Raw genomic sequence first — 22,832 nt, 5'->3', positions numbered from 1 at the left:
CTCCGGTCAGTAGGATAGGAACAGGGGCACCGGGGCGTTCCTGAGCAGGGATTGCGTCGTGCCGCCGAGCACCATTTCGCGCAGGCGTGAATGGACGTAGGCACCCATGACGATCATGTCGGCCCGCGTCAGGTGGGCATGGTTGCGCAAGGTCTCGGCCACGTCCCCATCCATGGCCGGCAGGGCCAGGACATCCACCGTGACGCCGTGACGGGTGAGATGCGGTGCGATCTCAGCACCGGGCACCGTGTGCTCCAGGTCCTTCTCGCCCGTGACGCTGATCAGCTCGACCTGCGTTGCCGCCCGCAGGAACGGCAGGGCGTCGTTGAGGGCACGCGCCGCCTTGGCGCTGCCGTCCCACGCCAGGACGATCCTCTCTGCCGTGAAGGCTTCGCGACCCTGTGGCACGACGACGAGAGGCCGCCCGCTGTCCATGAGCACGGCCTCGATCAGTCCGCGGTCGACGGCCAGGGCAATCGGCTCTGCGTCGAGGACCGTGAGATCATGGGCGCGGGCAAGGGAGCTGAAGCTCCTGATGAGAGCCGGATAGGCAAGCTGCGGCGCCTGCGTGGTGCAGGTAACTCCCGATGCGGCGGCGGCCCGCTGGGACGAGTCGGCGGCCGCGCGTGCAAGGGTATCGAGCCGGCGGTTCTCGGCGGCCACCAGCCCTTCGGCGAAGGCGCTGATGAAGGCATGGGTCAAGGTGAGCTTCAGGGAGGCAGCCTGGACGGTCACATGGGCGTCCGCCTGCCGGGCGAGCGAAAGCCCGTAGGACAGGGCGGACGAGCGTTCCTCGGCTTCGCCTTCTTCCGTAATCCCGATCAGGATGCTGCGAATGTTCTGGAGCATGGATTCCTCCCTCTGAACCTATGGTTCGGCTTCTGGACGCAATGACTTCTGTTCCCATCCTGCATCAGGGGACCAGGACCGCGGCCCCCTGGAGCCGTCCCGACCGCAGGTCGTCTAAGGCCTCGTTGGCGGCCTCCAGGGGATAGCGCACCGTCTGTGTCCTGATCCGGGCCTTGGGGACGATCGCCAGGAAATCCACGGCGTCCTGGCGGGTCAGGTTGGCGACGGAGACGACCTGTCGCTCCTCCCAGAGAAGCCGATAGGGGAACTGCGGGATGTCGCTCATGTGGATGCCGCCGCAGACGACGCGGCCACCCTTTCGCACGGCACGGAGCGCCAGGGGCACTAGCTCGCCCACGGGCGCGAAGATGATCGCCGCGTCGAGACGTTCGGGAGGCTCCTGATCGGAACCCCCGGCCCAGGCAGCGCCGAGCGAGCGCGCGAAATCCTGGGCGGCTACATCGCCCGGGCGCGCGAAGGCGAAGACATGCCGTTCCTGCCAGGTACAGACCTGGGTGATGATGTGAGCCGCCGCTCCGAACCCGTAGATGCCGATCCTCTCACCGGGACCCGCGGCCACCAGCGAGCGCCAGCCGATCAGGCCGGCACAGAGGAGCGGGGCCAGGGCAACGGGATTGCCATCATCCGGCAAGCGGAAGGCGTAGGCTGCGTCGGCGACTGCATGGGACGCGAAGCCGCCATCCTGGGTATAGCCCGTGAACAGCGGCTCGTCGCAGAGGTTCTCACGTCCGGAGGTGCAGTAGGGACAATGACCGCATGTGTGTCCGAGCCAGGGAACGCCGACACGCTCGCCGATGCGCAAGCCCGTCACGCCGTCGCCGAGCGCATCGATCCTCCCGACGATCTCATGGCCGGGAACAAGCGGCAGACTGGGATTTGCGAGATCACCGTCCACCACGTGAAGATCGGTGCGGCAGACCGCACAGGCTTCCACCACCAAGCGGATCTCGCCTGGACCCAGTGAGGGCAGGGGCCGCTCGTCAAGACGAAGGGGCGTGCGCACCTCGTGGAGGACCATCGCCTTCATGGACCGGACCTCTTCTCATCGGGCAGTTTCAGGGCCGCGCCTGATTACTCGAAGCAGTCCCTGACCTGCGCCTGTAGCTCCTCAAGCGCCGCTACGTAGGGTGCGCGGCGGTCCTGATGATCTTGCCAAAGCTGGGCGATCTTCCTGCGCTTGAGTCTCTCATCGCCGAGGCCGCGTTCGATGGCTGTGAGCGCCTGCTCACAGGCTAGGTCGATGTCCGCCAGGTTGGCCAGGAGCGACTGGAGCCGGGGTAGAATGTCGGGTGAATACACTTGATCGGTGTGCGATTGTTCCTGGAAGCGCAGGTGCTGCACATCTGTCGGCATGGCTCCCTCCGCTGGTGTTCTGGTTGTTACAGCGTCCACCTAAGCTACTAACCCAGGTTAAGCAGAACAATTCGGTGAACCTGAGGCAGCTTGGCGGCCGGCAATTCTTGAACTCGAACGAGACAGCACAATGGTGAGCAGCGTCGCTTGAGCCTGCCTTGATCTGAATCAAACCAGGCAAACGAATAGGTGCTATACTGAGGCAGTCTCATAGAAGGCAGGAGCAGACGGATCCTGTGCAGCCTTCAGCCGACGGAGGAGGACATGATCTCCTGGGTCGTCCGTCTCTTGATGATTGCCGCCGGTGCCGTGACAGGCTGGGTTGTCGCTGAGGACGCGCCCAACTTCGGGATCATCCAGGCAATGATAGGACTCCTGCTGCTCACACTCATCGTGGGCGTGCTGGCCTTCTGGCCATCCAACTGGACGGCTCGGCTCAACGGCTTGCAGAGGTCCCGATAGTCGACTTCCTATCAATTCCGTCCGCGTTGGATTGCGCACCATCATGGAGGCGGGAGATGGACGAGGAAATCAGACGAAAGATCCTGGCGCTGCTGGAGCAGCATCGGATTATGACGGTGGCCACCCTCCGGCCCGACGGCTGGCCGCAGGCGACCACCGTCGGCTACGCGAGCGAGGGCCTCACCCTCTACTTTCTGTGCGGCCTGGACAGCCAGAAGGCGAAGAATCTCGCGCGGGATGACCGGGTGTCCCTGACGATTGACCACGACACGTCGGATATCATGGCGATCAGCGGCCTATCCATGGCAGGACATGCGCGGGCAGTGACCGACGTGGCCGAGGCAGCCAAGGTGATGAGGATGCTCGTGCGGAAGTATCCCGAGCAGACCTCCCTGCCGGGGCCGATGCCGGGCCCGGAGGAGGTCCGCATCTTCCGCGTGACGCCGACCGTCATCTCGGTGCTCGACTACACCAAGGGTTTCGGACACACCGATCTCGTCAGCGTTGCCGATGCCCCGGAGGACGTCTTGGACATCGTCGAGGAGGCCGACGAGGAATCCTTCCCGGCCAGCGATCCGCCCGCCTGGACGCGGACGACCACCCGATAGGATCCGTTTGGCCATGAGGGCCAGCGCGCTTCCGATCCCGGGAGCGCATGCCTTCCCTGGACCGCGCTCATGCGCCGCAACGTGCCGTCCCGCAGGACGAACTGGTGCCAACAGGCGATCGGGCGTTCAGACCCGCGAGCCACAGGATCATGGCTCTCCCGGGCTCATGCACTTCGGCGAGAATCCTCGCAGATGAAATGCGGAGGTGATCCCAGCCATGAAGCCGATCGTGACCCTGACCCTCAACCCGGCCATCGATGGATCCAGCGAGGCCGAAGCCGTGCGCCCGATCCACAAGGTGCGCACAACCAACGAGCGCTACGAACCGGGTGGCGGCGGGATCAACGTCACACGCGTGATCCAGGAACTCGGCGGCCCGTCGCTCGCGCTCTACCTGGCCGGAGGTGTCACCGGCGCCGGGCTCGAGGAACTGCTCGCGGGGAGGCGAGTCGCGATCAAGGATCATACGCGGGTCAGTCACACCGTCTTCGAACGCAGCACCGGGCTCGAGTACCGTTTCGTTCCCGAGGGGCCTGAGGTTGGAGCCTCCGAGTGGCAGGACGCTCTTGCGGTGCTGGGCACCCTGGATTGCGAGTTTCTCGTGGCAAGCGGCAGCGTCCCCAAGGGCGTTCCCGCGGATTTCTATGTTCGGGTCGCCGCCATCGCGCGGGAGAGGGGGGGGTGAAATTCGTCCTCGATACTTCCGGCCGGGCCTTCCGCGAGACCATCGCGGCCGGCGGCATTCATCTTGCCAAGCCGAGCTTGGGTGAATTCGAGCAGTTCGTCGGTTGCAGCCTGAAGGACCCGAAGGCCCAAGAGGACGCCGCCATGGAGGTGGTCCGGTCAGGCCGCGTCGATTTCCTTGCCGTCACAATGGGCCGTGAGGGCGCTCTCCTGGCCCAGGCCAGCGGACCCAAGAGGCTTCCCGCCCTGAAGGTGGACGTCCGCAGTGCCGTGGGTGCCGGCGACAGTTTCCTCGCTGCGATGACGCTCGCCTTGGCGGGCGGCGCCGCGCCTGGGGAAGCTTTTCGATGGGGTGTCGCCGCGGGAACCGCGGCTGTCCTGAACCCCGGCACTGGGTTGGTCAGGCGTGAGGACGTCGAGCGCCTCTTTCAGGTGGTCGTCCACGGGCAGGGTGACGAAGGTGCTTCAATCCGCTGAGCAGGGTCAACTGGCTGTCTGCGAGTGCCCCCGTCGACGACCGACATGCGCCTCCCGGGGCGCCACAGATTCAAGGAATTGCACCCGGCTGTCTCAGATAGGACCTCCGGTATCTCTATGGCTTGTCCATCTTTCCGCCGGCAGACACCATGAGATAGCCAGCCATGGTGATACCGCCTCTTCGAGGCTCATCCCCAAGCCGGCAAAGGGAGGCAATGCCTCCCCGTTGACCCCACCGCTGTCGGCCCCGCCGAATGAAAGGACAAGCGATGATGTGTGATGCGGACATAGCCGTCCTCGACGAAATCATGGAGGAAGCCACGGACGAAGTGAACGCCACCGTGCTTGCCTTTCTCTGCGGCGAAGTCGGCGAGGCGGAGCGTGATGCGGCCTTGGCCCGCTGGAAAAGGACGCACGCATATTGGATGGGCGTGCGCCTGGCGCGAAGGGCCGCTGATGACCCGAGGGCGTCTGCATGATCCTGCGGGCAGTGCACGTGCGGCTCTCTGAAGGCTTGGCAGTCGCTCTTGATGCTGCCGCAACTGCCGAGGGCATCTCGCCCACTGGATGGGTACGCGCTGCCCTGGTCCGCGCACTTCCCGGCTGTAGTGATGTCGGTTCACTGCCGCCATCTGCCCGACGTCGCCCGGCCGTTGTACCTCCAGAAGACCTAGCAGTCATCGCACGCCTGACTGGGGAGGTCGGTCGAGCCACGGGAGCGACGATCCAGCTCGCTCGATCTTTCCGGGAGTTTGGGACCATGGATTCACACGCCGAAGCCGAGGCGGTCCTGAGGGGATTGCGGTCGATCCAAGCTGACCTTGTGGCCATCGTGTCTGTACTCCGTGAGATTCCTGCCCTGATGGGCCCACTTGGTCATGGGGACCGGGCGTGATCGCGGGCGCCACCCGGGGACAAGGGGGCCCCGCGCTTGCCAGCCACCTCCTGTCCCGGAAGGAAGGACAGGAGGTGGAACTCATGGAATCCCGGGGCTTGGCCGCCGCCGATCTCGGCGGACAACTCCGTGAGCTGGTCGCGGCTGCGGCGCACGGCCGGACGGATCGCCCGATCCATCACGTCCACATCGATCCACCGCCTGACTGTTCTGATCCAGCGGCTGTGATGGAGTGCTTCCTCCATCTCTACGAACTGGAATTTGGCCTTACCGAAGCGCACCGCTGCGGTGTCCGCCACCACAAGGAAGGTCGGGATCACTGGCATGTTGTGTGGTCTCTTGTCGGCTCTGACGGACGGGTCGCCAATCTGAGGCATGATCACGCCAGGCGGGAGAAGATCAGCCGCCTTGTGGAGTACGAGTGCGGTTTGGCCTGGACGAAGGGCAAGCACAACCGTGCCGTTGCCCAGTCGCTCAAGCGCGAAGGACGGGCCGACGTCGCTGCGGAAATGGAAGCTGCCGGCCTTCTCGATGGGAGCCGACCCATCGCCACATCATCTCCCCGGGAACGTGCGCAGGCCGAGCGCACTGGCGTTGCGCTAGCAGAGGTTCGCACTCGCGTACTCGCGGCGTGGCGTGCGTCAGACGACGGCGCCACATTCGCGGCGGCACTTCGGCCTTTGGGCCTACGCCTCGCTGCGGGGACCCGTGGTCCTGTCCTCGTCGACCGTTCCGGGGCGACCCACGGGTTGACGCGCAGCCTGTCTGCGGCCGCCCGCAAGGACGGCGACCGCATCACCGCGGCGGCAGTCCGCGCCCGTCTCTCAGGGTTCCACATTCCTACAATCGAGGAGGCTCGTAATGGCAGACCCCAAGCAGAAACCCAGTCCGGCCGAGGCGATCTACCGCGAGGCGAGAATAGCCCGGGAGACCTCGCAGCAGCTTCTGCCGCTCCTCTCGCTCGTGGCCGAGCAGAAGGACGAGAAGAACCCGTTGGACGAAATCCAGAACCTTCTCGGCTCAATCCTGTCCACATTGCAGAACCAGAGCGAGGTTCTCGCACGCCTCGAGGCCGTCTCCGCCAGCGTACTGCCGTCGCAGCCCTCGCAAGCCTCGACGTCCGGGAATTGACTATCCAGGCAGCCGCACTCGCGGCCGGCAGCAGGAGGTCCAATAATGTACACGGTTCACTGAGCGGAGGCGCATTGATGGCACACGGACTGAAACCAGCACGCAGTCTCGACTACAAAACGCAGCTCCTCTCTGACGTGGCGCCGAAAGGATTCGATGCGGCCGCTTGGCGCGATGATCTCCACCTGATCAGGCCTGCGAGCCCTAGCCAGCGAACCAGCAGAATTATGTTGAGGGATGGCGGCTGGGTTGAGATCGACGAGGCAGCAGGCGTCGTTCGGGCATGGGGACCCCGGGGGCGCTCCGATGCTTTGGCGGCCGCCCTCGCGGCCTCTGGGAACTGGGGCACCAAACGTCTGACGCGCACGGCCACGATCGCGAAGAACTCCCATGAACGCCGCCAGGAGCGCCTGTCCGAGGCTCAGGCAGAAGCCTTGGCAAGGTGGTGGCAGGATCGCGGTTACAGCGCAACGGCCGCACCGGACGGATGCTGGATCAGTGCCGGCTCATCGAGGATCCGCGACACAGGAGATCAACTGGAGATTCACGGCCCCGTCAGTGACGACGCAATCAAGGCCTTGGTCACGAAGGCGCGCGAGGCTTGGGGTGGGGGCGCCGTGCTGACAGGCCCTTGGTCGCAGGCTGATCAGGACCGCGTTTGGCTTGAAGCTCAGCGCCAGGGTGTCGTGCTCGAGGGCTGCCACCCGTCCGACGCTGCACAGCAGGCATGGGCGAAGGAGACCGCAACATCCAAGGTGCAGGCTGAGACCATTGGACTTGTGCGGGCCGGCGCCCGGGAGGCCCAGGACCTCCTCGCGGGGACTCGGGGTGACCCCGCGGCACTCGGCCGTCTGCCTCCAGAGCTCCAGGCATTTGTCGGCTCATACCTCGATGATGATCAGCGCCTGGAATTGGCCCAATCCGAGCTCGCCGATGTCGTTCCCGAACTCCATCGGTTCAAGGCTCTTGGCCGACAGGAGATGGAACAGATCGAGGGGCGCAGAGCAGAGGATCATGATGGAAAATCCAGCCGTCTTGGATTCGATCTGCCGCCGAAGAACCTCGGTGCTGATGCGGCCAAGCATACCGTTGCGCCCTTGGATGCGCCCTGATGCGTGATCCCGAGGCCCAACTGCTGCGCAGGTATGTCTTCGAACGAGCGGCAGGACGGATTCCTGCTGCCGAATACGTGCGGCTTGAGGAAGTGGCCCCAGGTGTTGGCGGATGGATCAGGTGTGATGAGAAGACAGCGAGGGAGTCGGAGCACTGGCGTCGTCTCCGGAAGCCAGGGGCGTTGTGGTGTCCGGTTCTCGGAAATCATCTCGGCATCGCACAGGACGTGGCGTTGCAGGCGTATTTCCTGACCGTTTCCGAGGACGGATGGCAGCGTCTCGCCAATGAGTTACGGCGATGTCCGTCGCAATGTCTCCGCCGCTGGCGCGATGCTGGGCGCCGAATCCTTAGAGCATCGGCTGCCCAAACATCAGGGGCGCTGCCGCCTCCCGGGAGACTGGCAGGCTGGCCGGCAGGACGCGGCATTGGTCCCCGCAGCCTGCTCTCACATCGCTACCCTACCTAACCACCTTCCGATTGGCATGGTAGGCAATCGGCTGCTCGTGTACAGGAATGATGGAATGGAAACCATCACGTAGGTTCCTAGCCATCTTCATGATGGTTTGGGTTAGCCGAATGATGTCTTCCTTCTTTTCTCCCTTAAGAAGTTGCCCGACGGTGACAGAGGTGTCGCCACTGTCATCGATGTATTTCTGGTCCACGGTCGCCCCCTTGTGCGTATAGACGTGTCGACGATGGAACATGATCTTGGCATGTTCCGCGTCGGAGGGGCTGACTTTCTTCAGGACATCAATATCGAAATCGCGCTTCAGATCTTCCGGGATCTTGTCGATCTGCTGGAAGTTGGCTCTGCCCCATTTTTCCTTGCGGGCAGGGGTCATTGGTACGTGCGCAACAAGTTGCCGTGCATGGTTTCGACCTACAGAATCGAACACATCCACTGCTTCCTTGAGTGCTATGGTTGTCTTGCCGCCTCCAAGAAGTTCCGTCCGGATCGCCTCGATATCGTGCTCCAGCATCTGGATATCGTTCCGAGTTCCACAGGTGGAGCAGTACCCAAACCTTCCCAGAATGTCGTTCTGGGTTCCACATGCGTCGCAACTGAAACGGGTCTGGCGTGTCACCTCGACGAAGAACTTGGGGGGCGCAGTTTTACCTTCGTCACGGGAGCCGTGCGTTTTTTCGATCAAATCTGCAACCTTGATGGAGAACTCTCCATCTCGGTCCAGGCTCTGCACGTGGTGATAGAAAGCACAGCAGGATTCGACAAAGGCTACCTGGGCGTCGCTCAAGCACAGATGAGGCTCGATGTGGACCCCACAGTAGGGACAGACTGCATTTGTGATCAGACCTGGCGCGGCAGTCCTCCAGTACCCGGCACACTTGGGGCATTTACGGCCCCACATTGCACGCTGGTCGGATGCAATGAGGATTGGAATGCAAGTGTGATGAGGACGCTGGGGTGCTGGCTCAGACCCGAATACTCCCGCGGGGATCCCCTGAGGAAGACACCAGATCCCATAGATCGCCCAGGGAAATGGCGAGGAGCAGGATGCGCCGAAGGAATACACCCGCTGTCCTTGAGGGTCGGTAGTGGTATCAATTGAGACAGTGAAGTCCGTAGTTGGAATGCTCTGGAAGTCCTCGTCCAATTTGGTCCCCTAACCCAGCCCAGCAGATCTCGTTGCGGGTAACCTTATAAAAGGTAGTAGAGTTCTATCCAAGGACGGCGCTATCCCCCTTCCAGCGACATAGAAGGCAATGACGGGCGGTACCAGGGCTGCTCACCCAAGGCAGTCTAACTCCCCGCGTCGCGAGTTCCTGAACGGGTCTCCAAACGTTGACAGTTCAGCCACGTTTGCCTACACAGGTGTCGACACAGGCCTCTGGAAAGAAGTCAGCCTTTTCAATCACTTGATCCTGATTCTCCCTGTCCGTCCCCTAGGGAGCGCCAAAGGTTTGTAAGGCTTCAGCCCCGCTCTGCGGGGCTTTTGCATTTCCGGGATCGGGAGCGCGCATCGGTCGATCTGCCACGCTTGCAAGATCGGAAGAACATCGGCTTCAATGATTCATGCGCCGCATTTTGCAATCCCTTCGCACCCTCATGGCCCGGTTGTTGGGGCGTCGGCGGTCCGAGGGCCTCACCGCCGTCGAGTATGAGGCTGTTTGCCTCCTGGCCTATGAGGGGCGCGATGCTCTCGCTCAGGCTCACCGCCAAGCGGAATATTGCCGCGTTATGAACAGTCCACGGGGCGTCCTGTTCTGGACGGCCGTGGCAGAGGAAGTTGCGCGCCGTACCGGAAGAGCCGCTGCGGCCAGAACCGGCGAGCGGCATCGCTGAGGCCAAGAGGCCGTCCATAGAGGCCGTCCATGGATATGGATGCGGCTTGGAACCTCCCTTCGTTTTGCCGGTTCACCCGAGCATCGCGGCTTGAGATGCGCCTTGATAAGGTGCCCGATGCTATCCTCACGGTCGCTCTCATGGAGATTCATATGCGCAAGGTCCTGATATTGGCAGCCGCCACCATGACGCTCATCGGCACGTCGGCCATGGGCCAATCCATCTCGCGGGATCGGGATGATGATTCGCGGGGCCGCTGGTATGACGGCTATAGCCGATGGGACCGGAACCGAGACGACATGCGCGGCTCCCGCGTTCGCGATGAGGATGAAGACGATCGCTCGGGCGGCAATGCGCGCTTCTTCGTGCGCAGTGGCGACACGCAGCTGCGCGTCGTGTGCGGCGACCGGGAATCCACGCAGGCTTGCGTGGATGCGGCGTTGCGGATGTTCGACCGGGTACAGTCGCAGCCGAGAAGCGCAGGAGGTTCCTCAGCCGCGCCGTCTTCCGCACCTTCGTCGCAGTGATTGATGCTCAGGACCGGTCGGTAGATCCTGCAGCCGGCCAGACAGCAGCGCTTCGAACACGAAAAAGCGGGCCTTGCGCCCGCTTTCTCAACAACATCGGTCTCGGGTGGTTCTCAGCGCCGACCGCCGCTTTCCATATCCGTCGATGGGGCCCGCTGGGGGTGTCCGCCGCCGCCTTGCCGTTCGAGCGCATGCTCGCAGCGGTCGATGTGGTCGCTGGCCCGTTGCTGCATCTCTTGGGTGTTGTGGCAGGGGTCTTTCACGTCCTGCTGACAGAATGCGCAAATCATAAGCATGGCCTCCAGGTTGAAGTGGTTGTGAGGCCAACGTGAAGGAAACGTCCGGGTTCCGACCGGCAGAAAGCCAGCCTGGAGGCGCTTCTTCGTGGGGCAGCGCAGAAAAGTTCTGCGTCCTGTCGCGGAAAAGCCGACCGAGTCGGATCGAAATCGGATGTGAGATTTGTAACGTCGGTTGCTCCGGCGCTACGCCTCGACCGGAGGAGCGAGACCCAGTTCGTTGAGCTTGGTCAGGACATCGGCCAACGAACGCTTCAGCTTCAGGCTGATCACTGAAACCGGCATACCTTCCTTGGCGAGAGACACGAGGGCATGCGTGTCTTCGAGAGTCCAGTTGCGTCCGTGAACGTTCATGTCGTCTCCTCCCATCACGCGGGATGGAGAAGGTTGGCCGCAACTGTGGCAAGACAATGATTGCGGGTGATTGCAAGCGCCCGCGGGTCAGACCTGCTCCAATGCCTGACGAAGATCGGCCAGGAGATCGTCGCGATGCTCAAGCCCTACCGACAATCGCACGAGGCCGTCGGTGATGCCCATCTCGGCCCGTAGCTCGGGGGTAAAGCGCCCATGGGTCGTCGTGGCCGGATGGGTCACGAGACTCTTGGCGTCTCCGAGGTTGTTGGAAATCTTGGTCAGCCGCAGGGCATTCATGAAGCGGAAAGCGCCGGCCTTCCCATCCTCGATGTCGAGGGCGATCATCGTGGAGCCGCCGCTCATCTGCCGCCTGATCAGGTCCGCCTGGGGATGATCGGGCCGTCCGGGATAGATCAGCCGGCGGACGCTTTCGTGATCGTGGAGAGCGTCTGCGAGAAAACCTGCCGTTTCCGTCTGGCGCTCGACCCGCAACGGCAGCGTTTCGAGCCCTTTGAGCAGGACCCAGGCATTGAAGGGCGAAATGGACGGGCCCGTCATGCGCAGGAACTGCTGGACCTTGGTCTCGATGAACTCCGTCGAGGCAAGGATGACGCCGCCAAGACATCGGCCTTGCCCATCGATATGCTTGGTGGCCGAATACACGACGCAGTCGGCGCCGAGAGCCAGCGGTTTCTGAAACAAGGGCGTCGCAAAGACATTGTCGACCGTCAGCGTCGCCCCGGCTTCGTGCGCGATGGCGGCGACGCCCGCGATGTCGATGATCTCCAGGCTCGGATTGGAGGGTGTTTCCAGCAGGAACGCCTTGGTTTCCGGCCGGACAGCCTGTCGCCATGCATCGAGGTCGGGGCCGTCGACGAGCGTGCAGCCTACACCGAAACGCGGAAAAAGATCCTCGACGATCCAGCGGCAGGAGCCGAAAAGGGCCCGTGCGGCAACCACATGGTCGCCAGCCTGGACCTGCCCCATCATCGCAGCCGTGACGGCCGCCATGCCGGTTGCCGTTGCCTGCGCTGCCTCCGCACCTTCGAAGGAGGCCATCCGCTCCTCGAACATGGTAATCGTGGGATTGGAGTAGCGCGTATAGCTGTAGCCCTGTTCCTCATTGAGGAAACGGCGCTCGGCGGTCTCGGCGCTCTCGTAGATGAAGCCTTGGGTCAGAAACAGGGCCTCGGACGTTTCCCCATAGGGCGTTCGCTTCTGGCCGTCGTGGACAAGGCGGGTTTCGAGGTGGTAGCCGTCAGGTGCGTCAGTCATCGGTCTCAAGGGAGGCTGTTCTCTAAAAAGAACAATCGTCCCTTTGGAAGAATTTGTCCAGCCTTACTATGCGCTGGAGAACAAATTGCTCGCGAGCCTCGCCGGAAGAGCAATCTTAAGCTGACAGGCCCAGGCGCTCGCCGCGATAGATGCCCGATCGCACCCGCTCCCACCATTCCTGGTTGGACAGATACCACTCGACGGTCTTGCGCAGGCCGCTCTCGAAGGTTTCGACAGGACGCCAGCCAAGGTCACGCTCGATCCTAGCCGCATCGATGGCGTAGCGCAGATCATGCCCGGGCCTGTCGCTGACGAAAGTGATCAGGCTCTTGCGCCGGCCGATGGTTCGGCTGGGAGCGATCTCGTCGAGGATTGCGCAGATTTCATGCACCACATCGATGTTGCGGCGTTCGTTATGACCTCCGATCGCGTAGCTCGACCCGGGGGCCGCCTTCTCCGCCGCCAGGATCAAGGCACGGGCGTGATCGTCGACAAAGAGCCAGTCACGCACATTCTCGCCCTTGCCATAGACGGGCAGGGGCTTTCCTTCGAGCGCATTGAGGATCGTCAGCGGGATCAGCTTTTCGGGAAAGTGGTAGGGGCCGTAATTGTTGGAGCAGTTGGTGACGAGGGTCGGCAGCCCGTACGTGTGGTGCCACGCCCGCACCAAATGATCCGACGCAGCCTTGGAGGCTGAGTAGGGGGAGGTGGGCTGGTAGGGATAGTCTTCATGGAAAAAGCCATCCGCCCCTAAGGATCCGAACACTTCGTCGGTGGAAATGTGGTGAAACCGGAAGGCTCCTTGCTTTTCGGCCGAGAGGCCGCGCCAGTAATCGAGCGCGGCCTGCAGGAGCGCATATGTCCCGATGATATTGGTTTGAATGAACTCCCCCGGCCCGTCGATCGAGCGATCCACATGGCTTTCCGCCGCCAGATGCATGATGACGTCCGGCCTGAAGGCCGCCACGACGGCGCGCATGCGCTCGGCATCGGCGATATCCGCCTGTTCGAACTGGTAGCGCGGATTGTTGGCGACGGGCTTCAGGGAGTCCAGATTGCCTGCGTAGGTCAGCTTGTCGACCACAAGCACGGTATAAGGCGTCTCGCGGATGAGCATGCGGACAACCGCGGAGCCGATGAACCCGGCTCCGCCGGTGACTAGAAAACGCTTCATGACGCCCCTTCGCTCAGTGCGTGATCGTCTCGAGAAGAGAGAGCATTCCTCGCCTTAAGCGGGAGAGGAATGCAAGACGCATGATGACGCTCAGTTGTTGCCGATGGCAACGCCCTCCCGTCTGCTATCGGCGCCGCCCACGAGCCCTGCGGGCGTAACCACAATGGCATGGATGCCCGAATTCTGGTCGATGAGTTTGACCTCGTGGCCCTTGGCTTCAAGGGCGGCCTTCCAGGCTTCCGCCTCGGTTCCGGCCTCGAGCTCGGTCGGACCATTGCGGCTCCCCACATTCGGAAGATCGGCGGCAACCTGCGGGTCCAGCTTCCAGTCGAGAAGGCCCACGAGAGCTTTGGCCACGTAATTGATGATCAGGCTGCCGCCCGGAGAGCCGACCACGGCATAGAGCTTGTTGTCCTGGTCGAGCACGATGGTCGGCGCCATGGAGCTGCGGGGATGCTTGCCGGGTTCGACCCGGTTGGCCACGGGCTTGCCGTCCTCCACGGTCGCAAAGGAGAAATCGGTCAGCTCGTTATTGAGCAGGAAGCCGCTCTTCGTCATCTGGCGGGAGCCGAACCCATCTTCGATGGTCGTCGTCATCGAAACGGCTTGGCCGTTCCGATCCACGATGGACATGTGGCTCGTTCCGAACTCGATCCCGTCCGAGGGTCCCCAAAGGAACGTTTTCTGAAACGGCGGGTCGCCGGGCTTGGCCTTGCCCATGGACTTGTTGGCGTCGATCAGGGCTGCGCGGCCTTTCAGGTAACCCGGATCGACCAGGCCTTTGACCGGCACCGATACGAAAGCCGGATCCGCCACGAACAGGCTGCGGTCCGCGAAAGCGAGGCGTCCAGCCTCAGCGATCCAATGCACGGCTTCCGGCCCTGGTTTCATGGCCGCCATGTCCTTGGTTTCGAGAATGCCGAGGATCTGCTGTACGGCAATGGCGCCGGAACTCGGAGGGCCCATGCCGCAGACCTTGTAGGTGCGGTACGATCCGCAGACCGGGTCCCGTTCCACGACCTTATAGGCTTTCAGGTCGTCCAGGGTCATGTCGCCCGGGTTGGTGGGGTGGCTGGTGACGGTCGCGACGATGTCCTCGGCGATTTCTCCCGTATAGAAGGCTTCCGCCCCGTTGTCCGCGATCGCGCGCAAAGTCTTGGCAAAGGCCGGATTCTTGAGAATCGTCCCAACCGCCTTGGGCTTCCCGTCAGCCTCATAGAAATAAGCCCGGGCGAGAGGATTGTTGGGCAGGTAGGTTTCCTGAGAGAGAAGGCCGTTCAAACGCGGAGAAATCGCAAAGCCATCCTCCGCCAGACGGATCGCCGGTTCCATCACCTGTTTCCACGGAAGCTTGCCCCAGCGCTTGTGGGCGGTTTCCAGAAGCCGCACGGTTCCCGGAACGCCGACCGACCGTCCTCCGACGACGGCCTCATAGAATTTCATCGGCTTTCCGTCAGGACCGAGGAAACGCTCTGGCTTGGCCGCGGCGGGAGCGACCTCCCGCCCGTCGAGGGTCGTCATCGACTGACCATCCCAGAAAACCATGAAGGCGCCGCCCCCGATACCGGAGCTTTGCGGTTCCACCAGATTGAGGACGAGCTGCACGGCAATCGCCGCATCGACCGCGCTGCCTCCGGCCGCGAGGATCTCGCGCCCGGCCTGCGCCGCGAGCGGATTGGCGGCCGCCACCATATCTTTCGTGGCTGCCGTAACCGACTTCGCGGATCGGCCGGTCGGTGCTTCCGGGGAGGGGGCAAGAGGTTGGGCGACGGCGAGGGACATCACAGGTACGCAGGCCAGGAGACCAAGTCCCACCCCATTCAACCATCGCAAGGCTCGAACAGTCATGTCGGCTACTCCCTTTGGTTTCTTTTTCTTCCGGCCAAGGCCGGGCAGAATGGGAGCCTAACAAAAGATAACCCGCCGCCGCCACTCCCTTTCAGCCTCATGCCCCTGCCGGGGCGCAGCAAGAACACATTCCCGCCTAGGTGTGCCAGCACAGTTCTGGCCCGTAAGTGTTGCGATTCGCGTCGAAAACGATCGAGGAGGATCGACATGTCTGCTTACAATCTCTTTAGAAACACGGGTCCCGAAGGTTTGTCCTGCGCGGTGCCTGAAGAGCGATCCGTCCCCCGGTTCGTGATCGCCCCCGAGTGGGAGTTCGCCGGGAAGGTCGAGAGCCTGCGCCAGATGCCCCTCGGCTTCGACGACAAGGCGGCCGCCACCGGCGTTCGCTTCAACGGTTTCTATCTTTTCGCCAGCTTCCAGAAGAGGGCCCGCGATTCACACCGGGTTCTTTGACCGTCTGCCGAGACTCCCTGGCTGACGGCACGTCTAAAAACATAAGCCGACACGCGAGAAGGACTCTTGATCTCTTGAGAGGGCTGGAGTCTCTTAGGAGACATCCCGCGCCTGCGCGCCTTCACCGCTGCCGCTCATTGTGAACTCATCCCTTTCCCTGATTTGGGCCGTTACGGCTGCGACCACGCTGTTGCAGTCGGGAAATGGCCTGCTCCAAGCTCTGATGCCGTTGCGGATGCAGTCGGCCGGCCTCTCCATTACGTCCATCGGTATCGTAGCGGCAGCCTATGGTCTCGGTTTCTCGACGGGCTGCTTTCTGGCCCCGGCGTTCATCCGGCATGTCGGTTATATCCGAGCCTTCGCGAGCCTCGCGGCTATCGCGGCCGTCGTCATCTTGATCATGACGGAGGCGGACAGCACGTTGGAATGGGTGGTGCTCCGCGGCCTGACCGGAGTGACGTTTGCCTGCGTCTTTACCGCAACCGACGGCTGGATCAGCGCTCGGGCGACGTCGAGCCACCGCGGCCGTATCCTGTCGATCTATATGATCTGCACAAAGATCGCCCTAATGCTGTCGCCTCTGGGCATCGCCTTGGGCGATATCCGGTCCGACGGGCTTTTCATGGCCGCAAGCGCGCTGATGTCCCTGTCGCTTCTGCCGATCGCGGCTACCACGACGCAGGAGCCTCCCGCTCCGCGAAGCGTCCGGATTCGCGTCAAGAACCTGTTCCTGGCCGCACCGTCCGCGGTTGTCGGCTCCTTCATCGTCGGGCTGGTGAACGGCCCGGTCATCGCCATCACCCCGGTGTTCGGCACCAGCATTGGTTTGAAACAGGGCGAGGCCGCCGCCCTGCTGTTTGCCCTGCAGGCCGGAAGCCTTCTCCTTCAGTGGCCCCTCGGCTGGCTCTCAGACCGTTCCGACCGGCGCTATGTGATCGCGGGTCTTGCGGCCGGAACGAGCGTCGTATCCGTCATCATTCTGCTTGCCAGCATGAGCGGGGCAGGAGCCGTGATCATCTGGGCCTTCGCCGCCTGGGGAGGCTTTGCCCTGTGCATCTATTCGGTGTGCGTCGCGCATGCCTGCGATATCGTCGAGCCGGAGAACATCATCTCGACAATCGGGACCCTGCTTTTCTCGTGGGCCGTCGGCGTGACGGTCGGGCCGCTCTTCGGCGCGATGGCGATGACGTCCCTGGGGCCTGGAGGGTTGTTTATCTATTCCGGCGTGGTCTGCCTTTTCCTTGCGATCTTCGTGGTGGTGCGTATCCGCAGGCAGAGGCGCGAACCGGCCAAAGGCGGGTTCGTCGATGTCTCGCCGACAAGTTCGCCAACCGCCGTCATGGCGCCCCGCGTCGAGAAGGGTACGTCCTCTCAACCGGTTGCCGCAGATGAATGAGGCGATGCCGCCGCGGTGGTGCTTGAGCGCTAGAAGCTGGAATCGGAGACGGCGACCGTCGATACGTCCTCGTAACGATTGAGGCGCTTGTCGATCATGTCGTCGATCTTGTCGTAGACCTGAGCGACCGAGAGCTGTTTCGTCTTCCGTCCCGCCTTGGCGAAGAACAGCGTGCGGTTGGCCCTGGCGGCGGCCGGAAAGACGCGCGGAGCGCTCTGTTTCGGCTTGGAGTCGAGAAGGGCGATGAACTTGCTGGCGCTCTCAACCCCGAAGAAGTGCGACAGGTAGAACTCGGAGCGGGTGATGGTGCGGCCAAGCCTGCTTTCGATCTTGGCGCGGTCACGCTTGAGCATTTCCGCGGCCATGAGGGCCGATACGTAGGGGTTGCGCCGAAGCCCGAGGATATGGTTGCGCATATTGTCCTCGGAAACGTTCAGCTGTCCGTCCTCGACCTGGATCGCTTCGGCTTCCGCCCGGTAGCCATACTTGGCACCGAAGGAGCGGACGACCTCCAGCCAGGTGCCCGTCACGAATTGGAACAATCCCTCGGCGGACGAGGTTGCGGCCCGGTTCTGCGGCAAGAAGCTCGATTCCTTGTCCGCAAGAGCCATCATGTAGACCGGGTCCACGCCGGTTTCTTCAGAAGCGCGGAGGATGGTGTCGACGATCCAGCGCGGCACCCGCATGGTGTCGAAGGTCACGTGATCGTCGGCCCGCTCCCCATCGTTCCGCACGGTCTCGGGCGTCGTGGTCATGGGCATGGAGGTGATGATCCGCGCCCGGACGTTCCGGGTGTCTGCCGGCTCGGCGGGAGTGATCGCCTCCAGAGGGTCGAGGGCTGCCGGCTCCAGGGCTTTCGGCTCCAGGGCTTTCGGCTCGAGGGCCGCAACCTGGATCGTCCCGGAGGCCGTCAGATCCGACAGATCGATAGGGGCTGCCGCCGGCGGCGTCATCTGAGGCTCTTGGGCGGAAAGCGTGTCCTTTCCGGCCGCGGCCGCAGGCGCAATGGCCGCCGACGCCGTCGCGACGGTCAGGCAGGCCCCAAGTCCCAGGCTCGATGTCAGCCGGACAAGGGAGCGCAGGAGAGGCGAAGCGTCCGCCTTTTCCTCCGCATCACGCGGGGTGAGCCAGAAGACCGGATCGTTGGAATCGCAAAGGCTGAGTGGCTGGCGAGCGTCGTGAGACGCTGTCAGGTCGACAGTCATGCAGGAAGCCCCCAAAGAAATGCCGCGTCACCCCGAAGCGGGCGTGCGGTCCTTTATGGTTTGAACACGCTCTTGGTGACCTCCTGATATGTCAAGAATAGGTCAGCTTAACCTTACGGGTTCCAAATATATTTTCTCCTGCGACCGGAAGTCGCCATTTAAACGGAGGGGATCGAGATAATGCTTTAGTTGATCAATGCATTCCTTAAACGAAGCCAGTCTTTTTCTTTTGGTATACCAAAGCGAAGAATCGTCGGGTCGAAATCGAAGGCCCGGACCCAGATTCCCGCATGGGCAAGGCGATGGAAGCGGAGCGGTGCGGTTTGATGACGGCCAAGCCTGAACAGGCAGGTTCCGCCGCAAACTTGAAAGCCGGCGCTTTTCAGAAGTTCGTCGAGCCGCAGGGCGTCCGTGCGCAGGCGGGCCTGCTCCCCGGCGAGCCAGGCCGAGTCCCGAAGGGCCTTCGCTCCAATGGCGAGCGCCGGTCCTGAGACGGCCCAGGGCCCGAGACTGCCCCTGATTTCTTGGGCCATTTGCAGCCAGGTGACCGCGAAACCAAGCCGCAGGCCGGCCAAGCCATAGGCTTTTCCGACGGAGCGGAGGATGATGGTGTTCGGAAGGGAAAGCCCTGCGACCGACACGCTGTCTTCCAGATCCGCGAAGGCTTCGTCGATGATGAGCCAGCCTCCCCGTTGTGCGAGCTGCTCGGCGGCCTGCGTCAAATGCGCCGCCGGGATGATCCGGCCATCCGGATTGTTGGGATTGACGGCGATGACCACATCGGCGGACGCCCCGAGAGCCTCCTCCAGCGTACGAACCTGGACGACGTCATGGCCCTCCCGTGCCCAGCGGTGGGCATGCTCGGCATAGGTCGGGCCAAGGATCGCGGTGCGTCCCGGGCTGCGAAGACGTGGCAGAAGGCCGATCAGCGCCTGGGATCCGGGCGCGGCGACGATCGACGAGGTCGCCGCGACACCGTAGGAGGCCGCCGCGATCCCTTCCAGATCCTGAACCTGCCGGGGCGAGGGCAGGCGGCGGAAGATCTCCGGATCGAGAGGCGGAGCTGGATATGTGCGCGGGTTGATGCCCGTCGACAGGTCTATCCACGGCTCGGGCGCTTCCGGAAAGCGCGCTTTTGCGTCATGAAGGTTGCCGCCGTGTTCCATGGCCGTTTGCTCCAAGTTCAATGTTCTTCATATCCGCTGGACTTCCTGTCGTCTTGACCGCCCTCGCCGTGGAGGCCGTGGCCGGTTATCCCTCCTGGCTGTTCGCACGCCTAGGCCATCCGGTGACATGGATCGGCGCAGGCATTGCGTGGCTCGAGAAAGGCCTCAACGATCCCGCGAGAACTCCCTCGGTCCGGCGCCGGCACGGGGTTGTCGCATTGCTCGTTCTGATCGCGATCGTCGGAAGCGCCGCCTGGAGCCTTGATCGGCTTTTGCACGAATGGCTCGGCACGTGGTGGTTTCTGGCCTCGGGCGTTCTTGCCAGCAGTCTCATGGCGCAGCGCAGCCTGCACGATCATGTCTCTCGCGTTACAACGGGTCTCGATCAAGGTCTCGACGACGCCCGCCAGGCCGTGTCCCATATCGTGGGGCGCGATCCTCTTTCCCTCGATGAGGCTGGCGTGGCGCGGGCGGCCATCGAAAGCCTGGCTGAAAATTTCTCCGATGGAATCGTCGCTCCCGTTTTCTACACCGCCCTCGGCGGGATGACGGGCGGTGTTCTCTACAAGACCATCAATACGGCGGACAGCATGATCGGGCATCGGACGCCGCGCCATGAAGCCTATGGGTGGGCTGCCGCACGGCTCGATGACTGGGTCAATCTCCCGGCATCGCGTCTTTCCGCAGCTTTCCTGATCCTCGCGGCAGCCCTCTTGCCGGGCTGCAGTGCCGTTGCGGCGCTGAAGGCTGTGTGTCGAGATGCGCGTCACCATCGGTCTCCCAATGCGGGTTGGCCCGAAGCGGCGATGGCCGGCGCCCTGTCGCTGCGGCTTGCGGGCCCGCGCATCTATGGCGGCGTCATCGTCGAGGATCATTGGATGGGAGATGGCACGCCGCATGCGGGCGCAAGGGACATTCGGCGTGCCCTCCGGATTTACAGAATGGCGTGCGGCCTGCAGGCGGGCCTGTTGGTCCTCCTGCTGGCCGCTGTGCTGGCATAAGGCTTGCGTCTACCAGGTTGCGCGCAGGCCCGCGTAGAACGAGCGGCCAGCCGTGCCGTAGTTGTAGACATCCTGATAGCGGGCGTTGGTCAGGTTCTCGGCGCGCGCATACATGCTGAATGTTTCGTTGATCTTATAATCAGCATAGATGTCGAAGCGCGCGTAAGACGCCAGCTCGTTCTGCTCGTCCTTCGACGAGTAGCGCTTGCCGACGAAGATCACGGTCGGTTCGATCGAAAGGCCCGCGATCGGCGTTACGATAAGCCCGAGGCGGCCTTCATCTTGCGGACGCCGTGCAAGGCGCAGATGCGTTTCGAGATCGAATGCATCCGTGTGTGTGTAGACGGCTTTGACGCGTAAGAGAGTCGGAATGACATCAACATCCGCAGACAGCTCAACGCCGGATGTCCGGGCCCGGGCAATGTTCAGATAGCAGCCGGAGGGATTGCTCGGGGGACATGCGGCCGGATCGAAACTGAAGTCGATGAGATCCTTGAACCTGTTGGCGAAGAAGGTGGTGGACAAGGTCAGCCGGTCATCGAGCAAGCGTTGATCGAGGCCGATATCCGCGCCGATCGAGCGTTCGGGGCTGAGATCGGCGACGCCGTAGATCGGATCATAGAGTTGGAACAGGCTGGGCGCCTTGGCGCCGGTGCCGACGCTCGCCCGCAAGGTCGTTCCGTAGGTGGGGAATTCGTAAGCGGCCGTGGCTCGCCACGTTCCGAAACGGTCGCCATCCTCGATGGCATCAAGGCGCCCGCCGAAGGAAAGGTGCAGGTTCTCGAACAAGGTGATCTGGTGCAGAGCATAGATCGAACGCGTGTCACGGGAAGCATCGTCGGTGACGCGGGGCAGGCTCGCGACCGGCAGCACGTCCCGTGCGCTCGATACGAAGCGTTCCCGTTCCAGTTTCGCGCCGAACGTGAGGAGCCCGAAGGTCCCGAGCCGCAGGTCGCCTTGGTATTCCGCCGAAACACGATCGCCCGTGTAGCCCGTGTTCGACCAGTTGGTGACGAGCGGAGCGCCAAAATAGCTCACGTCGCGGTAGTGGCGGTTCGTGCGGCTTCCCGACACGAGGAAGGTGTTACGCAGAATGCCTTCGAACGTGTTGAAGGTCAGCTTCGTGTGGCCCTCGAAGAGCCGCTGCTGCGATTGGGATGGAGTATCCGGGGCAGATCCGAACCCCGCATCATATTGTGCGCCGTTGTAGCTGGAATATCCGCCGACCTCCAGCTGCGCATCGGGCGACAAGGCAATCCCGACGCGGCCTGACGCACCCAGTCGCACGGCGGAATCGGCTTCCAGGGGCCATGCCCGCAAACGCTCGATACGGCCGATCCGGTAGCCGTAACGTGAAAATCCGGCCGTGTCGTAACCGGTTGCCGAAAAGGCATAGTTCACGGGACCGGACGAGCCGGAGACGGCCGCCCGCGTGGCCTTTGTGCCGTAAGACCCACCTTCCGCGCTGACGACGGCCCGCGGCGTTTTGCCCTTGCGGGTGATGATGTTGATGACGCCGCCTAGTGCGTCGGAGCCGTAAAGAGCGGATTGCGGGCCCCGCAGGACTTCGATGCGCTCGATATCGACGGCTTCGAGATTGGCGAAGTCGAACTCGCCGGACCCCGATGACGGATCGTTGACTCGTACGCCGTCGATCAGAACGAGAGTATGACGCGCCTCCGCGCCCCGGATGCGAACGGCAGTCGTTCCGCCAGGCCCTCCCGTTTCCGTTACGGAAAGACCAGGAGACCGGCGCAGGACATTGGTGATGTTCTTGGGGGATTCCTTGGCGATCTCCTCTCCCGTGATCACGGAAATGGAGCTGCCCGCGCGGCTGATCGCCTGAGGCGAGCGCGTGGCGGTTACGACGATATCGGGGATCAGCGTAGGCTCGGCTACGGATTGAGCTTGCGCCTCGACGGAGAGAAGGGCGCAAAAGGAAACGGACGCTGCCAAGAGGCAGCGCGAAGACATCAGCATGGAGACCTCCTGCTCGCCCCGCCGGCGAGCATCTGAGTTGACATTCAGACGCGGGCCGGTCTCCTGGCTTGCGGGTCATCGCGAGCGATCCGCCTTCCCAAATCATCTCGAGCTTGTCGGGCCCGCAGATTCAGTGGCATGTAGGATCGCCGCTCACCGCTTACAGTTGCGGGGGCAGCCACGGCATAGGAAAGTCCGCACCGTGTTCCCGTTTCACCTCGATCGCTCGAGGACCAACGTCTCTGTCTCTCATAGTCGGTCG

23 protein-coding genes, 1 pseudogene and 1 riboswitch are annotated in these 22,832 nt (G+C 62.9%); of the genes and pseudogenes, 13 read left to right on the top strand and 11 right to left on the bottom strand.

Features of this window, described 5'->3' with window-relative positions; genetic code table 11:
• Window positions 1-6: 6 nt before the first annotated feature.
• The 3 genes from LJD17_RS17315 to LJD17_RS17305 form a co-directional block, all read right to left on the bottom strand.
• On the bottom strand, window positions 7-849 hold the full coding sequence (locus LJD17_RS17315) for a universal stress protein (RefSeq protein WP_227385461.1): 843 nt from the start codon (window positions 847-849) through the stop codon (window positions 7-9).
• Window positions 850-913: 64 nt separating this feature from the next.
• Window positions 914-1,897, bottom strand: a complete 984-nt coding sequence (locus LJD17_RS17310) for a zinc-dependent alcohol dehydrogenase family protein (protein WP_227385460.1) — start codon at window positions 1,895-1,897, stop codon at window positions 914-916.
• 44 nt (window positions 1,898-1,941) lie between these two features.
• Window positions 1,942-2,223, bottom strand: coding sequence for a hypothetical protein (locus LJD17_RS17305; RefSeq protein WP_227385459.1), 282 nt, complete (start codon window positions 2,221-2,223; stop codon window positions 1,942-1,944).
• 264 nt (window positions 2,224-2,487) lie between these two features.
• Here LJD17_RS17305 and LJD17_RS17300 point away from each other — a divergent pair, with 264 nt between their 5' ends.
• The 8 genes and pseudogenes from LJD17_RS17300 (at window position 2,488) to LJD17_RS17270 (ending at window position 7,592) form a co-directional block, all read left to right on the top strand.
• Window positions 2,488-2,685, top strand: coding sequence for a hypothetical protein (locus tag LJD17_RS17300; protein WP_227385458.1), 198 nt, complete (start codon window positions 2,488-2,490; stop codon window positions 2,683-2,685).
• Between the two features lie 56 nt (window positions 2,686-2,741).
• The gene (locus LJD17_RS17295) at window positions 2,742-3,293 is read left to right on the top strand and encodes a pyridoxamine 5'-phosphate oxidase family protein (RefSeq protein WP_227385457.1); all 552 of its coding nucleotides are present in this window, start codon (window positions 2,742-2,744) and stop codon (window positions 3,291-3,293) included.
• A 217-nt stretch (window positions 3,294-3,510) separates the two neighbouring features.
• Complete coding sequence (locus LJD17_RS24115) at window positions 3,511-3,978, top strand: 1-phosphofructokinase family hexose kinase (RefSeq protein WP_264478460.1); 468 nt, start codon at window positions 3,511-3,513, stop codon at window positions 3,976-3,978.
• Window positions 3,975-4,454 (top strand): PfkB family carbohydrate kinase, encoded by a 480-nt coding sequence (locus LJD17_RS24110; RefSeq protein ID WP_319799704.1) that lies wholly within the window; start codon window positions 3,975-3,977, stop codon window positions 4,452-4,454. The genes LJD17_RS24115 and LJD17_RS24110 overlap by 4 nt, the downstream gene beginning before the upstream one ends.
• 269 nt (window positions 4,455-4,723) lie before the next feature.
• Window positions 4,724-4,933, top strand: coding sequence for a hypothetical protein (locus tag LJD17_RS17285; protein ID WP_227385456.1), 210 nt, complete (start codon window positions 4,724-4,726; stop codon window positions 4,931-4,933).
• Between the two features lie 499 nt (window positions 4,934-5,432).
• Window positions 5,433-5,720 (top strand): annotated as a pseudogene (locus LJD17_RS24375) (relaxase/mobilization nuclease domain-containing protein); the annotation flags it as partial.
• Between the two features lie 490 nt (window positions 5,721-6,210).
• Window positions 6,211-6,480 (top strand): hypothetical protein, encoded by a 270-nt coding sequence (locus LJD17_RS17275; protein WP_227385454.1) that lies wholly within the window; start codon window positions 6,211-6,213, stop codon window positions 6,478-6,480.
• 77 nt (window positions 6,481-6,557) lie between these two features.
• Entirely contained in the window at window positions 6,558-7,592 is a 1,035-nt protein-coding gene (locus LJD17_RS17270) for an LPD7 domain-containing protein (protein WP_227385453.1), read from the top strand.
• Between the two features lie 459 nt (window positions 7,593-8,051).
• Here the strand turns inward: LJD17_RS17270 and LJD17_RS17265 are convergent, their stop codons facing one another.
• On the bottom strand, window positions 8,052-8,846 hold the full coding sequence (locus LJD17_RS17265) for a hypothetical protein (RefSeq protein ID WP_227385452.1): 795 nt from the start codon (window positions 8,844-8,846) through the stop codon (window positions 8,052-8,054).
• A 779-nt stretch (window positions 8,847-9,625) separates the two neighbouring features.
• Here LJD17_RS17265 and LJD17_RS17260 point away from each other — a divergent pair.
• Both LJD17_RS17260 and LJD17_RS17255 read left to right on the top strand, forming a co-directional pair.
• The gene (locus LJD17_RS17260; protein ID WP_227385451.1) at window positions 9,626-9,895 is read left to right on the top strand and encodes a hypothetical protein; all 270 of its coding nucleotides are present in this window, start codon (window positions 9,626-9,628) and stop codon (window positions 9,893-9,895) included.
• A gap of 95 nt (window positions 9,896-9,990) precedes the next feature.
• A complete protein-coding gene (locus tag LJD17_RS17255) occupies window positions 9,991-10,422 on the top strand; it encodes a hypothetical protein (RefSeq protein WP_227385450.1) in 432 nt (143 codons plus the stop codon).
• A gap of 482 nt (window positions 10,423-10,904) precedes the next feature.
• Here LJD17_RS17255 and LJD17_RS17250 read toward each other — a convergent pair whose 3' ends face one another.
• The 4 genes from LJD17_RS17250 to ggt form a co-directional block, all read right to left on the bottom strand.
• The gene (locus tag LJD17_RS17250; RefSeq protein WP_227385449.1) at window positions 10,905-11,072 is read right to left on the bottom strand and encodes a hypothetical protein; all 168 of its coding nucleotides are present in this window, start codon (window positions 11,070-11,072) and stop codon (window positions 10,905-10,907) included.
• A gap of 87 nt (window positions 11,073-11,159) precedes the next feature.
• The gene (locus LJD17_RS17245) at window positions 11,160-12,347 is read right to left on the bottom strand and encodes an O-succinylhomoserine sulfhydrylase (RefSeq protein ID WP_227385448.1); all 1,188 of its coding nucleotides are present in this window, start codon (window positions 12,345-12,347) and stop codon (window positions 11,160-11,162) included.
• 115 nt (window positions 12,348-12,462) lie between these two features.
• Window positions 12,463-13,521, bottom strand: a complete 1,059-nt coding sequence (rfbB, locus tag LJD17_RS17240; protein ID WP_227385447.1) for a dTDP-glucose 4,6-dehydratase — start codon at window positions 13,519-13,521, stop codon at window positions 12,463-12,465.
• A gap of 90 nt (window positions 13,522-13,611) precedes the next feature.
• Window positions 13,612-15,369, bottom strand: a complete 1,758-nt coding sequence (ggt, locus tag LJD17_RS17235; protein ID WP_227385446.1) for a gamma-glutamyltransferase — start codon at window positions 15,367-15,369, stop codon at window positions 13,612-13,614.
• 207 nt (window positions 15,370-15,576) lie between these two features.
• On the opposite strand from ggt, the gene LJD17_RS17230 reads away from it, so the two are divergent.
• Window positions 15,577-15,822 carry a hypothetical protein gene (locus LJD17_RS17230; protein ID WP_227385445.1) on the top strand — a complete coding sequence of 82 codons (246 nt, stop codon included), beginning with the start codon at window positions 15,577-15,579 and terminating at the stop codon, window positions 15,820-15,822.
• Window positions 15,823-15,961: 139 nt separating this feature from the next.
• Window positions 15,962-17,218 carry an MFS transporter gene (locus LJD17_RS17225; protein WP_227385444.1) on the top strand — a complete coding sequence of 419 codons (1,257 nt, stop codon included), beginning with the start codon at window positions 15,962-15,964 and terminating at the stop codon, window positions 17,216-17,218.
• A 29-nt stretch (window positions 17,219-17,247) separates the two neighbouring features.
• Here the strand turns inward: LJD17_RS17225 and LJD17_RS17220 are convergent, their stop codons facing one another.
• Together LJD17_RS17220 and cobD are read right to left on the bottom strand one after the other, a co-directional pair.
• On the bottom strand, window positions 17,248-18,423 hold the full coding sequence (locus LJD17_RS17220; RefSeq protein ID WP_227385443.1) for a transglycosylase SLT domain-containing protein: 1,176 nt from the start codon (window positions 18,421-18,423) through the stop codon (window positions 17,248-17,250).
• Window positions 18,424-18,608: 185 nt separating this feature from the next.
• Window positions 18,609-19,589 (bottom strand): threonine-phosphate decarboxylase CobD, encoded by a 981-nt coding sequence (cobD, locus tag LJD17_RS17215; protein ID WP_227385442.1) that lies wholly within the window; start codon window positions 19,587-19,589, stop codon window positions 18,609-18,611.
• Between the two features lie 20 nt (window positions 19,590-19,609).
• On the opposite strand from cobD, the gene cbiB reads away from it, so the two are divergent.
• Window positions 19,610-20,590 (top strand): adenosylcobinamide-phosphate synthase CbiB, encoded by a 981-nt coding sequence (gene cbiB / locus LJD17_RS17210; RefSeq protein ID WP_227385441.1) that lies wholly within the window; start codon window positions 19,610-19,612, stop codon window positions 20,588-20,590.
• Between the two features lie 9 nt (window positions 20,591-20,599).
• Here the strand turns inward: cbiB and LJD17_RS17205 are convergent, their stop codons facing one another.
• Window positions 20,600-22,570 carry a TonB-dependent receptor plug domain-containing protein gene (locus LJD17_RS17205; RefSeq protein ID WP_227385440.1) on the bottom strand — a complete coding sequence of 657 codons (1,971 nt, stop codon included), beginning with the start codon at window positions 22,568-22,570 and terminating at the stop codon, window positions 20,600-20,602.
• Between the two features lie 36 nt (window positions 22,571-22,606).
• Window positions 22,607-22,823, bottom strand: a riboswitch (cobalamin riboswitch).
• Between the last annotated feature and the right edge of the window lie 9 nt (window positions 22,824-22,832).

Origin of the sequence: Microvirga rosea (assembly GCF_020595095.1) — a bacterium.
GTDB classification, from domain to species: domain Bacteria; phylum Pseudomonadota; class Alphaproteobacteria; order Rhizobiales; family Beijerinckiaceae; genus Microvirga; species Microvirga rosea.
The sequence above is the reverse complement of the archived record's forward strand: the minus strand, read 5'-3'. Positions and strand labels throughout refer to the sequence as shown.

Bases quoted from the DNA above. Each gene is read 5' to 3' on its own strand.
- LJD17_RS17220 (WP_227385443.1), bottom strand. From the start codon at position 18,423: ATGACTGTCGACCTGACAGCGTCTCACGACGCTCGCCAGCCACTCAGC.
- LJD17_RS17315 (WP_227385461.1), bottom strand. From the start codon at position 849: ATGCTCCAGAACATTCGCAGCATCCTGATCGGGATTACGGAAGAAGGC.
- LJD17_RS17310 (WP_227385460.1), bottom strand. From the start codon at position 1,897: ATGAAGGCGATGGTCCTCCACGAGGTGCGCACGCCCCTTCGTCTTGAC.
- cobD (WP_227385442.1), bottom strand. From the start codon at position 19,589: ATGGAACACGGCGGCAACCTTCATGACGCAAAAGCGCGCTTTCCGGAA.
- LJD17_RS17275 (WP_227385454.1), top strand. From the start codon at position 6,211: ATGGCAGACCCCAAGCAGAAACCCAGTCCGGCCGAGGCGATCTACCGC.
- LJD17_RS24115 (WP_264478460.1), top strand. From the start codon at position 3,511: ATGAAGCCGATCGTGACCCTGACCCTCAACCCGGCCATCGATGGATCC.
- LJD17_RS17285 (WP_227385456.1), top strand. From the start codon at position 4,724: ATGATGTGTGATGCGGACATAGCCGTCCTCGACGAAATCATGGAGGAA.
- LJD17_RS17300 (WP_227385458.1), top strand. From the start codon at position 2,488: ATGATCTCCTGGGTCGTCCGTCTCTTGATGATTGCCGCCGGTGCCGTG.
- LJD17_RS17305 (WP_227385459.1), bottom strand. From the start codon at position 2,223: ATGCCGACAGATGTGCAGCACCTGCGCTTCCAGGAACAATCGCACACC.
- LJD17_RS17250 (WP_227385449.1), bottom strand. From the start codon at position 11,072: ATGAACGTTCACGGACGCAACTGGACTCTCGAAGACACGCATGCCCTC.
- ggt (WP_227385446.1), bottom strand. From the start codon at position 15,369: ATGACTGTTCGAGCCTTGCGATGGTTGAATGGGGTGGGACTTGGTCTC.
- LJD17_RS17205 (WP_227385440.1), bottom strand. From the start codon at position 22,570: ATGCTGATGTCTTCGCGCTGCCTCTTGGCAGCGTCCGTTTCCTTTTGC.
- LJD17_RS17245 (WP_227385448.1), bottom strand. From the start codon at position 12,347: ATGACTGACGCACCTGACGGCTACCACCTCGAAACCCGCCTTGTCCAC.
- LJD17_RS17230 (WP_227385445.1), top strand. From the start codon at position 15,577: ATGTCTGCTTACAATCTCTTTAGAAACACGGGTCCCGAAGGTTTGTCC.
- rfbB (WP_227385447.1), bottom strand. From the start codon at position 13,521: ATGAAGCGTTTTCTAGTCACCGGCGGAGCCGGGTTCATCGGCTCCGCG.
- cbiB (WP_227385441.1), top strand. From the start codon at position 19,610: ATGTTCTTCATATCCGCTGGACTTCCTGTCGTCTTGACCGCCCTCGCC.
- LJD17_RS17255 (WP_227385450.1), top strand. From the start codon at position 9,991: ATGCGCCTTGATAAGGTGCCCGATGCTATCCTCACGGTCGCTCTCATG.
- LJD17_RS17270 (WP_227385453.1), top strand. From the start codon at position 6,558: ATGGCACACGGACTGAAACCAGCACGCAGTCTCGACTACAAAACGCAG.
- LJD17_RS17260 (WP_227385451.1), top strand. From the start codon at position 9,626: ATGCGCCGCATTTTGCAATCCCTTCGCACCCTCATGGCCCGGTTGTTG.
- LJD17_RS17295 (WP_227385457.1), top strand. From the start codon at position 2,742: ATGGACGAGGAAATCAGACGAAAGATCCTGGCGCTGCTGGAGCAGCAT.